The sequence below is a fragment of the Acinetobacter sp. ESBL14 genome (genome assembly GCF_036668815.1).
GTDB classification, from domain to species: Bacteria; Pseudomonadota; Gammaproteobacteria; order Pseudomonadales; family Moraxellaceae; genus Acinetobacter; species Acinetobacter gyllenbergii.
Map to the genome: position 1 here is coordinate 1 of NZ_JAZEVS010000026.1, position 900 is coordinate 900.

General features: G+C 46.8%; 1 pseudogene. It reads left to right on the forward strand.

Annotated elements, in window-relative coordinates:
* A pseudogene (locus V6E90_RS21440) lies at positions 1-900 on the forward strand (YadA-like family protein); the annotation flags it as partial.

The window sequence follows — 900 nt, forward strand, 5'->3', positions numbered from 1 at the left end:
CAATTGATGGCGCGATCACCAGCGTGAAAGATGCAGCAACCAAAGCGAAAACCACGGTTACAGCAGGAGATAACGTTGTAGTTACACCAACCACCAATGCAGATGGTTCAAGCAACTACCAAGTATCAACAGCGAAAGATGTGAACTTCGACAAGGTGACTGTAGGCAGTGTTGTTGTTGATAAAGCAACGAACACGATCAAAGGTCTGAGCAACACGACGTGGAACGGCACAGCGGTATCAGGTCAAGCAGCGACTGAAGATCAATTGGCAGCAGTTGATGGCAAGTTGGGTACATTAGACTATGCAGCAGTTAAATATGACGATGCAACGACCAAAGACAAGATCACGCTTGCGGGTGCTGGTGGTACAACGATTACCAACGTTAAAGCGGGTGCAGTAAATTCAAGTTCAACTGATGCAATCAACGGTAGCCAATTACACGGTGTAGCGGACAGCGTTAAGAGCGCAATTGGAGGTTCAACGACCATTGATGTAACGACAGGTGCAATCACCACAAGTAACATTGGTGGCACAGGTTCGAACACAATTGATGGTGCGATCACAAGCGTGAAAGATGCAGCAACCAAAGCGAAAACTACGGTAACTGCTGGAGACAACGTTGTTGTAACACCAACCACCAATGCAGATGGTTCAAGCAACTACCAAGTATCAACAGCGAAAGATGTGAACTTCGACAAGGTGACTGTAGGCAGTGTTGTTGTTGATAAAGCAACAAACACGATCAAAGGTCTGAGCAACACGACGTGGAATGGCACAGCGGTATCAGGTCAAGCGGCAACCGAAGATCAATTGGCAGCAGTTGATGGCAAGTTGGGTACATTAGACGATGCAGCAGTTAAATATGACGATGCAACGACTAAAGACAAGATCACGCTTG